Annotated in this window: 12 protein-coding genes and 1 other annotated feature; all 12 genes read right to left on the reverse strand. The window is 35.8% G+C overall.

The genetic code is table 11. From position 1 onward, the window contains the following. Positions 1 to 94: 94 nt before the first annotated feature. The gene (locus ACPYKA_RS12180; protein WP_479542535.1) at positions 95 to 382 is read right to left on the reverse strand and encodes a hypothetical protein; all 288 of its coding nucleotides are present in this window, start codon (positions 380 to 382) and stop codon (positions 95 to 97) included. 475 nt (positions 383 to 857) lie between these two features. Further along, positions 858 to 938, reverse strand: coding sequence for a putative holin-like toxin (locus ACPYKA_RS12185; protein WP_479542545.1), 81 nt, complete (start codon positions 936 to 938; stop codon positions 858 to 860). Between the two features lie 357 nt (positions 939 to 1,295). Beyond that, positions 1,296 to 1,736: a VOC family protein gene (locus ACPYKA_RS12190; protein ID WP_479542546.1), complete on the reverse strand. Its 441-nt coding sequence runs from the start codon at positions 1,734 to 1,736 to the stop codon at positions 1,296 to 1,298. Positions 1,737 to 2,129: 393 nt separating this feature from the next. Further along, positions 2,130 to 2,555, reverse strand: coding sequence for a DUF4181 domain-containing protein (locus tag ACPYKA_RS12195; protein WP_479542536.1), 426 nt, complete (start codon positions 2,553 to 2,555; stop codon positions 2,130 to 2,132). Positions 2,556 to 2,675: 120 nt separating this feature from the next. Beyond that, the gene (locus ACPYKA_RS12200; RefSeq protein WP_479542537.1) at positions 2,676 to 5,321 is read right to left on the reverse strand and encodes a valine--tRNA ligase; all 2,646 of its coding nucleotides are present in this window, start codon (positions 5,319 to 5,321) and stop codon (positions 2,676 to 2,678) included. Between the two features lie 652 nt (positions 5,322 to 5,973). Next, positions 5,974 to 6,205 (reverse strand) — a binding site (T-box leader). Between the two features lie 729 nt (positions 6,206 to 6,934). Continuing rightward, on the reverse strand, positions 6,935 to 7,918 hold the full coding sequence (spoVID, locus tag ACPYKA_RS12205; protein ID WP_479542538.1) for a stage VI sporulation protein D: 984 nt from the start codon (positions 7,916 to 7,918) through the stop codon (positions 6,935 to 6,937). Between the two features lie 360 nt (positions 7,919 to 8,278). Continuing rightward, a complete protein-coding gene (gene hemL, locus ACPYKA_RS12210) occupies positions 8,279 to 9,562 on the reverse strand; it encodes a glutamate-1-semialdehyde 2,1-aminomutase (protein ID WP_479542539.1) in 1,284 nt (427 codons plus the stop codon). 19 nt (positions 9,563 to 9,581) lie between these two features. Beyond that, positions 9,582 to 10,562 (reverse strand): porphobilinogen synthase, encoded by a 981-nt coding sequence (gene hemB, locus ACPYKA_RS12215; RefSeq protein ID WP_479542540.1) that lies wholly within the window; start codon positions 10,560 to 10,562, stop codon positions 9,582 to 9,584. Beyond that, positions 10,562 to 11,323 carry a uroporphyrinogen-III synthase gene (locus ACPYKA_RS12220; RefSeq protein ID WP_479542541.1) on the reverse strand — a complete coding sequence of 254 codons (762 nt, stop codon included), beginning with the start codon at positions 11,321 to 11,323 and terminating at the stop codon, positions 10,562 to 10,564. The genes hemB and ACPYKA_RS12220 overlap by 1 nt, the downstream gene beginning before the upstream one ends. Then, a complete protein-coding gene (hemC, locus tag ACPYKA_RS12225; RefSeq protein ID WP_479542542.1) occupies positions 11,320 to 12,249 on the reverse strand; it encodes a hydroxymethylbilane synthase in 930 nt (309 codons plus the stop codon). The genes ACPYKA_RS12220 and hemC overlap by 4 nt, the downstream gene beginning before the upstream one ends. 150 nt (positions 12,250 to 12,399) lie before the next feature. After that, on the reverse strand, positions 12,400 to 13,218 hold the full coding sequence (locus ACPYKA_RS12230) for a cytochrome C assembly family protein (protein ID WP_479542543.1): 819 nt from the start codon (positions 13,216 to 13,218) through the stop codon (positions 12,400 to 12,402). A 22-nt stretch (positions 13,219 to 13,240) separates the two neighbouring features. Further along, on the reverse strand, positions 13,241 to 14,392 hold a 1,152-nt coding region (gene hemA, locus ACPYKA_RS12235), incomplete at its 5' end, for a glutamyl-tRNA reductase (protein ID WP_479542544.1).

The raw sequence follows: 14,392 nt of genomic DNA on the forward strand, positions 1-14,392 counted from the left end.
AGTTATTTAATTTTAACAACAGGCGAAACTCCTATAGAAGTAATAAAAAAGTATATCGAAAATCAAGACCGCGAAGGCTAACCCCCACTAATTGCTAACGCAATTTGAAGGGGACTGCGCCTTCGCTTTTTTGTTCAAAATAATAAGGGAATACTCCACCTTTATATTTATCAATACTTGTATCAATAGCAATGATATTTTCTTTTTCCGCTAACCTTTTATAATCTTCACTTTCAACCGTCTTTTGGACCATTTCACTTAGGATAACTTTTTCTTCAGAGGAAGGTTCGTACCACTGTTCAATCAAAAGCTTTTTCCCGAAAATATACAGATTAATTCCTACACTTATTATCAATAAAAGAAGCAAAATCTTATTCTTCATAAATCCCATCCCTTCTGTCAGGTTCCTTAGCAAGCTACGATTTTATAATTTGTTAACTTTTTGAAAATAGTTAAAGTCTTTATTCTGTGTCTCGTATTTTTTCCTCTGTTTGCTGTAGTGGCAATTTTAACACACATAAATTCATTATAAAGAGAAGCAAATGTAATATGACTTATTTTTTCTATCATATTATCAAAATCCTTTCCATTATTTCTGTAAACGTATAGATGGCAATAATCTCAATTACATTTTTTTACAACGTCCATTTCCTTAGTGCTGTATAAAAGGCTAAAATCTTCATGTTTATTTTTTTACAAAAATGAGGTATACTATATTTAGAAAATCATATTATAAAAAAGACCGTCCATGGTGCTACATGGTACGGTCTAGCGTGTAAATAGCCCTTCAAGGGGGCAGCTCGCAAATTCAGATGAAAAATAACCACCCAATTTCGCTTGCTAGGCTTAAAGGGTGGTTATTTTCTTTTTTCTGACAGAATAGACACGATCAATGCTCCAAAAGTGAGCATAATAATCAATGACTCAAAAACTGTCATGAGGCATCACCCCCTTTCCATCAACGACAGGAAAGAAAGCGAGCCACCACCCATGAAAGCCTTATTACACTAACTATAAGTATAGCACATGAATATTAAATCTATAGGTCAAATGAAGCTAGCGGACGAACCAGTAACATTGAAAAATGCATTTTCATTTACATATTAAGTCTTTCTAATAATTTCATTGTCTTGTTTAATTTGCAAGTCACCATTCATTTTAATTTGGAAAGTCTATTTCAATAAGAAAATATTGCCAAAGGTAAATCAAATGTGAACCAGCAAAAATGCAAAGAATACGTAAAAGCCAAAACCACTCTTTATCACAATCATTCCTTTTCAAACTTTACACTTTTATTAATCGTGAATAACCAACATATTGGATTCATCAAATTCCCAATCTTCCCCATAGGCGACTTCCCAATAATAGCCATCAAGGTCAGTGAAATATCCTCCATACCCACCCCAATCGGTCTTTTTAGGTACTTTTTGAATTGTAGCTCCAGCCAACTCCGCCCTTTTCATTATTTCATCAACTTCTTCTATAGATTTTGCATTATATGCTAGAGTGATACCTGGAAATCCATTTGTTACAGCGGGTGGAATATCTTTATTAACATCTCTGATCAAATCTTCTAGCGGGTACAATGCTATTCGTGTTCCTTCATTTCTAAAGAAAATAATAAAAGGATTTGATTCTGTTCCCCTAATTGAAGTGTCAAACCCAAGCTCCTTAAAAAACTGATGTGATTTTACAATATCCTTTGTTCCAAGTTTGATAAGATTTAATCTGTTCATTTTATTCTCCTTTTTTGTATTCTTCTTTTCACTTACCAAACGAAAAAAATCATCTTGGACAGTTTCATCAATTACTCGAGTGAAATATACCGTTTTCGCAGTAAAATTTACCAATAAGGTTCCTCTTCATACGTTAATTTTAAAGTAAATGGATATAAACAAATATTAAAGAGGATAAAATAATAACAAGGATTATGCCATAACTACAGATGACTCCAATCAAATGTTAATGGGAAATACTGCTTCTTTTTCATGAGAACGCTGACACATATTGCTTTTGATCACAGTTCGGGCACTTCATTCCGGTGTCTAAAGTAAAAGACTTTTTAAACGTTTGTTTCCAACTCTATTTTTTATTGCAATTTTGACAAGAAGACATTATGAATACCCTTCCTACTCTAGCCAGCCAAAAATATTAGTTGAGAAAATCAAAAGCACTACTACAGACATGAACAATAATTGGCTAATAGTAAAAATATAATCATTTCTGTTTGATGCATATTTCCACTCAATAAAAGCTCTGACGCTTTCAGATACAACAACAAAAAGGAAAATTAAAAAGTATGGTTGCAAAAATAAAATGTCTGGAATAGGTACTCTCATGAGGAAAATCATTAATCCGAGCAAAAATATACTGACAAAAGTAAACCGTATTATTCTATCAATCTTTTTATGTTGCTCATTTACAAGTACAGGTGATTTAAATGAAAAGAAGCTCTTATTTTCAACCTTAAGCAACTTACTCATTACAACTTGAAATACATACAAAATAATTAGAAAGAGAATGAGAACTATGAGAGGTTTTAGCCAAAAATTCACAATAAATCTCCTCCTTTTTGATCTTATGTTACCATGTTATTCCATGCACTTCCATAGAATATTCAAGTTTTTCCTATAAAAAAGAGTACAAATCAATTTTTTGATTTGTACTCCATTAAGTTATGCTTTTAATTCTGCTAATCTTTGTTCAACCATTTTTCGTTTTTCTAAATATTCTACTTCCTTTTTTCTTTCTGCTTCAACAACTTTTTCAGGGGCTTTGTCAACAAACCCTTTGTTTGAAAGTTTCTTTTGGACTAAAGCAACCTCTTTATTCCATTTTTCTAATTCTTTTTCTAAGCGAGATATTTCTTTTTCAAAATCAATCAGACCCTCCAAAGGTAAGAACAGCTCTGCACCAGTAATAACAGCCGTCATCGCTTGTTCAGGCGTTTCCACAGATGCTCCGATTACAAGTTCACTTGTATTACAGAAACGCTCGAGATAGTGGCGGTTATCCTCAAACTGAGAAGTAATCTCATCATCTGTCGTCTTTATGAACAAACTTACTTGTCTAGAAATTGGTGTATTTACTTCAGCCCGAATATTTCGTACTGCTTTAATAACCGCCATTACTTTCTCCATTTGACTGGAAGCCACTTCATCATGATAGACTGTGTTTACCTTTGGCCAAGTAGCAACAGTAATCGATTTTCCTTCATGCGGCAATTGCTGCCAAATCTCTTCTGTTATAAATGGCATATACGGATGAAGCATACGTAATGTCTGATCCAAAACATGTGCTAATACAGATCTTGTTGTTTTCTTTTTATTTTCATCTTCTCCGTAAAGAGAGATTTTTGCCATTTCAATATACCAATCACAGAAATCATCCCAAATGAAATTGTATAAATAACGACCTGCTTCCCCAAATTCATATTTATCTGTGTTCATCGTTACATGTTCAATCGTTTCATTTAATCGGGTTAATATCCATTTATCTGGTAATGCTAATTCTCTCGATAAATCAATATCTTCATGTGCCATATTTTCCATATTCATTAACGCAAATCGTGAAGCATTCCAAATTTTATTGGCAAAATTCCAAGTAGATTCTACTTTTTCCCAATGGAATCGTAAATCTTGACCAGGTGTCGAGCCAGTTAATAAGAAATAACGTAAGGAATCTGCACCGTATTTATCGATTACTTCCATTGGATCAACGCCATTGCCAAGTGATTTGCTCATTTTACGTCCTTCGGCATCTCGAATTAAGCCATGAATGAGTACATCTTTAAACGGTTTTTCTTCTGTAAATTCTAACGATTGAAAAATCATACGCGCAACCCAGAAGAAAATAATATCGTATCCAGTAACGAGTACATCCGTTGGGAAATATCGTTTGAAATCTTTACTATCCTTATCTGGCCAGCCCATGGTAGAAAACGGCCATAATGCAGACGAGAACCATGTATCTAAAACATCTTTATCTTGCTCCCAGTTCTCTAAATCTTTTGGTGCCTCTTTACCTACATATACTTCTCCTGTTTCTTTATGATACCAAGCCGGAATTCGGTGTCCCCACCATAACTGTCTAGAAATACACCAATCTCTAATATTTTCCATCCAGTGTAGATACGTATTTTCAAAGCGATTCGGTACAAAATTAACTTTTTCATCTGTTTTTTGAAGCTCTACTGCGGCATCTGCTAAAGGTTGCATATTAACAAACCATTGAGTCGATAAATATGGTTCTACTACTGCTCCACTGCGCTCCGAATGGCCGACCTGATGTGTATGGTCTTCAATTTCAAATAATACGCCTTGTTCCTGTAAATCTTTTACGATAGCTTTTCGGCATTCAAATCGATCCATTCCTTTATATTTTCCAGCATTCTCGTTCATTGTTCCATCTTCATTCATTACAAGAACGCGCTCTAAGTTATGTCGATTTCCAATTTCAAAATCATTAGGGTCATGAGCCGGAGTAATTTTCACCGCACCAGATCCAAATTCCATATCAACATAATCATCTGCAACAATTTCGATTTCCCGTCCAACAATTGGCAAAATTACTTTTTTACCAATTAAATGTTGGTAACGTTCATCGTCAGGATGAACCGCTACAGCAGTATCACCGAGCATCGTTTCTGGTCGAGTTGTAGCAATCTCAATCGTTTCGTCACTATCTTTTATTGGATAGCGCATATGATAAAACTTTCCTTGTACTTCTTCATAGATTACTTCAATATCGGATAATGCTGTTTTCGTTTTTGGATCCCAATTTATAATATATTCACCGCGATAAATGAGACCTTTTTCATATAATTTAATGAAGACTTCTTGCACAGCGTCAGATAAGCCATCATCTAAAGTAAAACGTTCTCTCGTATAATCAAGACCTAAACCTAACTTACCCCACTGTTCGCGTATGAAATCTGCATATTCTTCTTTCCACTCCCAAACAGTCTCAACAAACTTTTCTCTTCCCATATCATAGCGAGATTTTCCTTCTTCTTTTAGTTTTGCTTCAACAACTGCTTGGGTTGCAATACCGGCATGATCCATCCCTGGAAGCCAAAGGACATCATAGCCTTGCATCCGTTTCATTCGAGAAATTGTATCTTGCATTGTCGTATCCCATGCATGACCTAAATGTAGTTTTCCTGTTACGTTTGGCGGTGGGATTACAATGGAATAAGGTTCTTTCTTTTCATCTCCAGTTGCTTCGAAATAATTCCCTTCAAGCCAAAAGCCATAACGGTCTTCTTCGATTGCTTTATGGTCATATTTTGGCGGCAATTGTTGCTTATTATTTTCTGTCATAATTTTTCCTCCTTGATTAATTTTTCACAAAACAAAAGCTGTTTTTAAATTTTTTTCTACAATATCCATAAACTGTGCAGTAAAGTTCAAATAGCAACAGTCCTACCGCTACGGAAATTAAAAATTTGACTAACTTCGGGAAATACCGCTTCGCCCGAATACTTCGCTTTCCGTGGGCACGGCCTCAGCCTCCGAAGCACAGGACGTGCAAGTGCAGGTGTTGCGACAGGACGTCGCGTACTTAACCTGCCTCGCGGAAAGACCACCGCTGCGGGGTCTTCGGACTCGTGCTTTTCCCACAGGAGTCGACTGCCCTCCGGCTCCAATCAACCATGAAGATAGTAGTAACAAACTGTGTAGAGCTGTTTACCAAGCACACCCAGCGAAGGAAATACACGGAGACTCCTACGGGAGGACAGGCCTAGGTGAGACAACGCAGTGCGTAGCACAAGGAAGGCTCATCAGCCGCCCGTGGAAAGCGGAGTGTATTTCCGTAGCGGTATTCTGCTTTGTGACTGCGTTCATTTTTACACAGCGGAAATCAACGGTTTACCAACTAGGTTTACAAATTTTCACTACTGCACAGTTTCCTCCAACTATCCAGGCTCAATGGAAATTAACAAAAAACAAATAAAAAAACCTTCCATCCTTACATAAGGACGAAAAGTTTACATTTCCGTGGTACCACCTAATTTTACAAGTTAAACACTTGCACACTCATTGTACGTAACGTGTATGACCCGATTTCTTCTACTATAAAATAGATTGTTCAAAGAAATAGTATCAAGGGCGACCTTCTAAAAAATATCCTGGAAAACTTTCACCAAATGCTTTCCTCTCTTTGAAAGATATACTTCTATACTCTTCCCTCTCATCACTCGTAAAACTATTTAATTAATTGTAGTGTAATATTTTTTATGTTTTTTTGCAACTTTTTACTCTATTGTAGCACGTTAGATAGTATTTCATACATATATTAACCATAAGTGAGGTGATTCACGATGTCGCAGAATTATCGTTATCGATTACCCCCATGGTTATATAAATGTGTCTGTGTATTAGAAAAAGCAATTTTGCCGATCTTAATCTTTCAGCTAATCCGAACTATTTTTATTACTACAACATTCGACCTGATCCTATTAGGAATTTTTATTGGCATATTTATTATGTTTTACTTACGATGGCTTTAGGTAAATATTTTGTTTAGAAAATTTGGCTTATCGCTAAAGAAAACATGCCCTTATCACCAGGGGTATGCCGACGGTTAGGCAGAGAGCCTGTTCTTAGTCGGCCTTCCTGGCGAAAGACAGAGGTGATGTTGCACTTATGCTAAGTAAGTGCAAGCCTTGGCGAGAGTATGAGTTGCACTTACAAGTGATTGACGTGCTAGTGACTTACGCCTGAGACAAATCTTTACGGTGGGACGAACGAAAGTGCAGTCCCAGGACGCCCGAGCTTTTAGCCAGTGAGCGAGTCAAGAAAGTTTAATACTTTTGTATGAAAACAAACTTATTTTCATGATAGATGGCGGCTTGCTCAAGGCTAGCCATGCTGGTTTCTTATCTGCCAAAAAAATAACCCCTTGAAATGATTATCAAATCAAGGGGAATACTTTATTTTTGAACTTTTATTGGTATATGCAATAATTGTCCTTCCTCTAACCCTTCTCCTGTAAGGTTATTGTCTTTGATTAGTTGTAATGTGGACATTTCATATCGTTTTGCAATTGATTCAATCGTATCGTCTTCTTGAGTAATATAAATTCTCATTTTTGAATGTGTTTCTTCCTCTTCATTACCAAATAAATCGGTGAGAAATTGAACATCTCTTACTTCATCATCGTCTTCGTCTCTTTCCCCTTCATTTAATTGTATATCAATTTCGTTTACTTTTTTAATTTCTTCCTCTGCTACTGCATCGCTAAAAACGTCTTCTACCTTCGTTTCTTCTTGTTGTATAACGCTTTCTACTTCTTCCTTCTTCTCCATTTCATCTGTTTCCTCGATCTGATTCTCTTCAACAACTTCTTTTGCTTCCAGATCCGCTTCATTTGCATGTATTTCCTCATCCTGATATACATCCTCAAGCTTAGACTTTTCGGATTCATTCATCGTTTCCACCCCTTCAGAATGAGATAGACTTTCCTCTTTCTCCTTTTTATCATCGATATTATCTGACTTTATTCCTTTTATATGTACAGATGCTGTCAGTTTTAATTGATTTTGATCCGGTAGTTCATAATCAAATGAGTCTACAGTAACAGAGATATTATTTAAATCATCAACTCGATAAGAAGGAACCGAGATTTCTACAGGGAATCTGTGGGAAAAACTTGCTTGATCTTGATCAGTTTCGTACACATTTTCAATATAATTCTTTACATTATTAGTATTCTGACTGTGATTTGTTGGATTGGATTCTTTTTTATATTCACCTTGGAGTATGATTAAGCCTCGTATCTGAACATAGCTATCGTATGGTTGCACAGCAATATCTGGATCCAATGAAATGGAGACCATTTCATTAATCTCTTGTCCGCTTTCGAAGTATAACGTTTCATTTAGATCGAATTCGATCATATCTTTATCTTGCTTCAAAATGACTCCTCCCTTTCTTTACATTTCGAACTTCTCACGTTATAAAAATATATGTCTTTTCTTTAATTAATATGACTTTCAAGCTTAATTAATTTTATGGAGGAACATTAAATAAGTTTTACTCAGCGGATATGCCAATGAACATGGCGGATGCAATTTTCATTCAGTGGGGACAGGAGATAATGAAGCGATTTAGGATAACTTTAGTTAAATATATAAAATTTTAGAATATATTGTATTTTTCGCCAAAAAAACTTACGACGCACAGGACGCCCGAGCTTTTTACCAGTGAGCAGTAGGGAAGTTTTATACTTTCTGCCAAAGAAAAACGAGCAAGAAATAATCCTGCTCGTTCTACTTTTATAAATTTGCAAAAACAGTGTTTACTGCTTGTATCGTTTTATCAATATGATCATCTGTATGTGCCGTTGATAAAAATAATCCTTCAAATTGGGAAGGTGGTAAAAATACACCTTCTTCGATCATTCCCCTATAATATTTTGCAAAACGGTCTAAATCAGATGTTTGTGCTGTTTCAAAATTGATAACCTGTTGATCAGTAAAGAAAAATCCTACCATCGAACCAACACGATTTACTTGTAAAGGAATATTATATTTTTCAGCCGCTTCTTTGTAGCCGTTAACTAATGTATCAACCTTACGATTAATCTCTTTATATGTTTCTTCATTTAGTTGACTTAGTGTTTCATAACCTGCAGTCATTGCAAGTGGGTTTCCAGATAATGTCCCTGCTTGATAAATATCACCAGCTGGTGCAACACGTTCCATAATTTCCTTTTTCCCACCATATGCACCAACAGGAAGACCGCCGCCAATTACTTTTCCTAAACAAGTAATATCAGGTGTAATATTAAAATGTCCTTGGGCACAGTAATATCCGACACGAAAACCCGTCATAACTTCATCAAAAATGAGTAGTGCACCATACTCTTCTGTAATAGCACGTAAATGTTCTAAGAAACCGTCTTGTGGTGGTACTACTCCCATATTTCCTGAAACTGGCTCAACAATTACACCAGCAATGTCTTCTCCAAACTGTTCAAAAGCATAAGTCACACTTTCTTTATCGTTATAAGGAACTGTAATCGTATGCTGCGCTATAGATTCTGGTACCCCTGGACTATCAGGAAGTCCTAATGTTGCAACGCCTGAACCAGCCTTAATTAATAAAGAATCGCCATGACCATGGTAATTTCCTTCAAATTTTAAAATCTTATTACGACCTGTATATCCTCTAGCTAGACGTAAGGCACTCATCGTTGCTTCCGTTCCTGAGTTTACCATTCTAACCATTTCCAATGATGGGACTCTTTCAATGACGAGTTTAGCTAACTTATTTTCTAAAGTTGTCGGTGCTCCGAAACTTGTCCCTTTTTCTGCTACTTTCTTTAAGCTGTCAACAACTTGATCATCTGCATGACCTAAAATGAGAGGCCCCCAACTTAGGACATAATCGATATACTCATTTCCATCTACGTCTGTTAGAATTGCACCTTTCCCAGATTCCATAAATATCGGGGAAAGACCAACCGATTTAAATGCACGTACAGGTGAATTTACACCTCCAGGCATTAGATCAACCGCTTCTTTATACGCATCAAATGAATGTGTAAAATTTTTCAACTAATAACACCAACCTTAATTATTTTTTTAACCATGTCGCTACATCTTTTGCATAATACGTTAAAATTAAATCTGCTCCAGCTCGTTTCATACTCGTAAACATTTCCATCACGAGGGATTGCTCATCAATCCAACCATTCCCTGCTGCTGCTTTAACCATCGCATATTCCCCACTGACATTATAAGCTACTACTGGTATATTTGTCGCATTTTTCACTTCTCTTACAATATCCAAATATGCAAGTGCAGGCTTTACGATTAGCATATCTGCTCCCTCTTCGACATCAGTAGCCGCTTCTTTTAAAGCTTCCCGGCGATTTGCTGGATCCATTTGGTATGTTTTTCTGTCACCAAATTGCGGCGTACTATCTGCTGCATCTCGGAATGGACCATAAAAAGATGATGCATATTTTACAGCATAAGACATGATCGGAATATTAGTAAATCCTGCTGCATCAAGTGCTTGCCTTATCGCAATAACAAACCCATCCATCATATTGGAAGGCGCAATAATGTCAGCACCCGCTTTCGCCTGGGAGACAGCTGTTTCTGCAAGAAGTTTTAGAGATTCATCATTATCAATATCTTCGCCATGAATGACGCCGCAATGACCATGAGAAGTATATTCACAAAGACAAGTATCTGCAATAACGAGCATTTCTGGATGAGTTGCTTTTATTTTTTTCGTCGCTTGTTGGACGATGCCTTCATCAATATAAGCGCCTGTTCCTACCTCATCCTTTTCATTTGGAACTCCAAATAACATGACAGCCCGAATGCCTACTTGTTGCAGTTCGTTCATTTCCGTTTCCAAATAATCAAGCGAAATTTGAAAAACTCCAGGCATTGATGTTACTTCTTTTTTTACATTTTCACCTTCCACAATAAAAAGTGGATAGATAAAATCATCGGCTGAAAGACTTGTTTCTCTAACCAACGCACGCATTGCTTCCGATGTACGTAGTCTCCGATGTCGTCTAAATGTTATGTTATCTACCATTATATCTCCTCCATATGAATAAAGTTTTTCATACTTTCGACCATACTTTCAATCGTAAATATTTCTGGAACTATCGTCGTTATAAATCCAAACTTTTTTGCTGTTTGTTCTGTAGTTGTTCCAATACAAGCACAAGGAATAAGAAATATATCTTGAATGTTTGGGTGATCTTCCATTATTTCCATAAAAGCTTTCACTGTTGAAGGGCTTGTAAATGTCAACTGATCGATATTTTTTTCTTGAATCACACGAAGCAACTTATCTTTCATCGCTAAATTGTGCGCTGTTTCATAAACAACACATGTATTAAAATGAATATTGCGCTCCGTTAGTTCTTCCACAAGTAATTTCCTTGAAATATTTCCTCGAACGAGCAAAACATCGTTAACATCTGGGTAGGTTTCAAAAAATTCTTTTGCCATAACTTCTGCGTTATATGTTGACGGTATAAACTCCGCTTCAAATCCAAAATTTTTTAAAGCTTTTTCTGTTTTATGACCTACCGTTGCAAATTTAATATCTTTAAAATTTTCATGTGAAAATTGGTTAAAAAAACAGTTCACACCGTGGGCGCTTGTAAAAAAGATCCAAGTAAATTGATCGATGTTTATATCATTATTCGTTTGTTCAAGGCAGCGAATCTTGAGCAATGGAACTTCAATTGGCACACCACCAGAATTTGTTATTAAGTCCGAAAATTGTTTCGCTTGCGATGCTTCTCTTGTTACTAAAATTTTTCTTCCTTGAAGAGATTGTATCATTCCTTGTTAAGCTCCTCTTTTGCAGCTTGTATCATCTCTTTCGCACCTTGACCAAGAAGGTTATTTGCCGCATATTCAGCCACTGCCTGAATCGATTCTCCTTTTGATGTACAAGTGATTATTTTCTCTCCATCTATCGACGCAACGGATGTATAAAGAATAATTTCACCATTTTCTACATGCGCATAAGCCCCGATTGGCGCTTTATCTTCTTGATCCAAGCGATTGACAAATTCTCGTTCTGTTTTTATCGCAATTTCCGAATCCGGATCGTTAATCTTTGTTAAAAGCTCTTTTATTTCCGCATCATCATTTCGACACTCAATTGCTAATGCCCCTTGACCAGCAGCAGGGGTAAATTCTTTTGCAGGTAAATATTCTGTAATTACATCTGTTATTCCAAGTCGTTTTAAACCAGCTACCGCTAAAATAATCCCATCATATTTTCCTTCTTCTAGTTGCTTAATTCGTGCATCAACCGCACCTCTAATCCAACGAGTCTTTAAATGAGGAAATTTTGCTTTCATTTGTGCCGCTCGTCTTGCGCTACTTGTCCCAATTACAGCCCCCTCGGGTAAATCGGCTAGTTTTTTTTGCCCCCGTCCAATATATGCATCCCGATGATCTTCTCGTTTCGGTATAGCACCAATAACAAATTCAGCAGGCAAATGTGCTTGCAAATCTTTTAAACTATGTACAGCAAAATCGATTTCTTTTTTGTGTAACGCCTCTTCAATATCTTGGATAAATATCCCTGCACCCCCAACCTTGGATAGAGATACTTGTTGATTTCGATCTCCCTTTGTAGATATATACTTTAACTCAAAATCATAAGGAACTTCTTTTTTCTTCAGTTCATTGATCACCCATTTTGTTTGAGTAACCGCTAAATTACTTTCCCTTGTACCGACAATAATTTTTCGCATGAAATGCCTCCTTTAAACAATAGTTTATCGCTCTATAACTTGGAAATACAGTTGCACCTATCTCGCATAAAAATTTTGCAGTGAGGCGAGAGTGGAGTGAAAACTTGCTTTCACTAGTATACAAGTGATACGTTTTGCTTTCCTAATTTGTCAAAAATGAAAGTCCGATAACGTAGAAAACAGAAAAAAGTTGATTAAAAGCCATAAAAAAGCTGCAGAGTTATAGATTGAAATTGGTTTACCTCTGTATCCTTTTAGAATACGTAATAACAAATAAATGATGTAAACGAACAAGACTAGAATCGACCCGATTGTCTTAATATCAAACCAATAAAATTCCACGGACGTTACATAGGCCCAAACAACTCCAAATGTAAGACCAATCAATAACAATGGGACACCGATGATCACGGAAAAATAGGAATAAGCATCCAGTTTTTCCAAATCTGTAAACCGCCACATCCATTTTAACCCTTTTTTCTCTTTTAAAAAATAATATTGTACTAAATACATCATAGCCAACATAAAAGATATGGTGAAAAAAACATATGAAATTAAAGCAAGCGTTATATGAATAATTAAAATTTCATGAACAAATTCGCTACCTTGTTCATAAAAACCAGCTTGCGCATTTAACGAAAGGGATAATAGCAGTAAGAAAAAGCTGAATAAATTAGTGAAAAAAACAACAAAATGAACGTTGAAAAAATGATTTAATAAAACAGAAAATAGAATTAACACCCAGGCATAAAAAAATAAACCATCGTTTAAAGTTAAAATTGGAAAATTCTTGTCAATAAACGTTTGGTTATATAAAATAATTGTTTGAATAACCCAAACAATACAGAGTAAATAAAACGACAGTTTATTTACTCTGCGATTGCTTTTAATAAAATCTATAAAATAACCGATTAAACTAATACTGTAAATTAAAAGCATTAATTCATATATCCATTTAGAAGCAAACATTTATTTTCCCTTTCTCATGGACTCAATCTGCAAATGGAGATGTAGTTCCAATGTTCTTTGCTCCGTTTACAATGGCTTTTGTTCTGCTTGATTTTCTCTCCGCTTCCTTTTTCACTTTTTCGTCGATCCCAAATATATCTACGAATAAGGACAACAGTTCTTCAGAATTTTTATTGCCTGCCATTTCTTTAGCTTGAATTATTGGATCTTTTAACAATTGGTTCACGATACTTTTTGTATGTTTACTAATCACTTTTTGCTCTCGTTCCGTAAGATCTGGAATTTTACGTTTAATACTCGCAAACGTTTCACTTTGTATGTCTAATGCTTTTTCCCTTAATGCACGAATCACCGGAACAACACCAAGCGTTGTTACCCATTCTTTAAATTCGTAAATTTCATCTGCTATTTGCAATTCAATTACTTTTGCAGCTTCTTGTCGCTCCGCTAAGTTCTGATCTACAATATGTTGTAGATCATCTATATCATAAAGAAAAACACTATCAAGTTCACTAATATCCGCATCCAAATCTCTTGGAACAGCAATATCTACTAAGAAAAGAGGTTTTCCTTTTCTAACCTTTTGAATGGGTTCAAAATCCTTTTTAGAAAGAATCGGCTCTTTAGCAGCAGTTGAACTAATTAAAATATCTGCTTTTTGTAAAACGGTTGCTAATTCATCTGATGTTTTTGCTGTTGCCTTAAACTGTGTTGCTAATTCTTCTGCTCGTTTAAGGGTACGGTTTATTACTGTAATATTCCCTACACCCGCCCCGGATAGATTTTTAACAGCAAGTTCTCCCATTTCACCCGCACCATAGATAACAACATGTTTATCCGTAATATCACCGAATATTTTTTTTGCAAGTTCCACTGCAGCATAGCTAACAGAAACGGCATGTTCACCAATAGCAGTTTCTTTATGCGCACGCTTAGCAAAAGTTATCGCACGTTTAAACAATTCATTAAAGATCGTGCCTGTAGTTTTTAATTTTTGTGCAGTCAGGAAAGTGTCTCTCATTTGCCCGAGAATTTGTGTCTCTCCAAGAACCATTGAATGAAGTCCAACTGATACTCGTAGTAAATGCTTAATGGCTTCATCATTTTCATTAATTTCTAAGTACGAAGCAAATTCATCCATCGGTATATTAAACCAATCGGAGATAAATTGTTT

Source organism: Pseudogracilibacillus amylolyticus (SeqCode), assembly GCF_051918545.1.
In the GTDB taxonomy this organism is placed as follows: domain Bacteria; phylum Bacillota; class Bacilli; order Bacillales; family Amphibacillaceae; genus Pseudogracilibacillus.

Excerpts from the sequence above, each read along its gene's own strand:
- ACPYKA_RS12200 (WP_479542537.1), bottom strand. The coding sequence starts at position 5,321 with ATGACAGAAAATAATAAGCAACAATTGCCGCCAAAATATGACCATAAA.
- ACPYKA_RS12220 (WP_479542541.1), bottom strand. The coding sequence starts at position 11,323 with ATGATACAATCTCTTCAAGGAAGAAAAATTTTAGTAACAAGAGAAGCA.
- ACPYKA_RS12185 (WP_479542545.1), bottom strand. The coding sequence starts at position 938 with ATGACAGTTTTTGAGTCATTGATTATTATGCTCACTTTTGGAGCATTG.
- ACPYKA_RS12230 (WP_479542543.1), bottom strand. The coding sequence starts at position 13,218 with ATGTTTGCTTCTAAATGGATATATGAATTAATGCTTTTAATTTACAGT.
- hemB (WP_479542540.1), bottom strand. The coding sequence starts at position 10,562 with ATGGTAGATAACATAACATTTAGACGACATCGGAGACTACGTACATCG.
- hemC (WP_479542542.1), bottom strand. The coding sequence starts at position 12,249 with ATGCGAAAAATTATTGTCGGTACAAGGGAAAGTAATTTAGCGGTTACT.
- ACPYKA_RS12180 (WP_479542535.1), bottom strand. The coding sequence starts at position 382 with ATGAAGAATAAGATTTTGCTTCTTTTATTGATAATAAGTGTAGGAATT.
- ACPYKA_RS12190 (WP_479542546.1), bottom strand. The coding sequence starts at position 1,736 with ATGAACAGATTAAATCTTATCAAACTTGGAACAAAGGATATTGTAAAA.